Raw genomic sequence first — 603 nt, forward strand, 5'->3', positions numbered from 1 at the left:
GCTTTATCAATGCTTTGAGTAACCCTCTCCTCCATTCCTTTCAGCGTTGGTGTGGAACGGAAAGCATCAATTTCCTTATCAAGCTCTTGCTTGTACGACTCTTTGATCTTGGCTTTGACCTCATCGGTCAAACGTCCCTCTAGTTCACTCTCGACCTTCTCAACAGCCCTATCAACTAGCGGGAGGTATTTACCCTTGAGCGTATCCATGCATTCGTTTTTAAGCTGCTCCAGCATGTTATCTGCTGCAACATGCAGATCAGCCTTTACCTGATCCAGAACCTCATAAAAATGCTTTACCTCCGTGTGCTTGCGCTTGCTGCCGTGCTTGGGCGGTTCGATGTTGGCTATACGACCCTCCATAGATGCATAATAACTCCTCTGCATTCTTGCCAGTTGTTCCTTACCAAACATGTCCCTCGCGCTCAAAGAATGCTTACCATCCTTTTCCACAACAGGAACAACAACAAAATGTATGTGTGGCGTTTCCTCGTCCCTGTGCAGCACAGCATTAACCAAATTATCTCCAAACTCTTTGTTCAGCCATTCCTTGGATTGTTTGTACCACTCGCGTAATACCTCAATATCCTCTTTTCCGTCTGGC

1 protein-coding gene is annotated in these 603 nt (G+C 46.3%); it reads right to left on the minus strand.

The genetic code is table 11. The annotated features are described in order from the left end of the window. Positions 1 to 603: plasmid recombination protein (locus tag R7190_RS28830; RefSeq protein ID WP_318138059.1), on the minus strand; the 603-nt coding region annotated here is incomplete at both ends.

This window comes from Vibrio sp. 1078-1, from assembly GCF_033340475.1.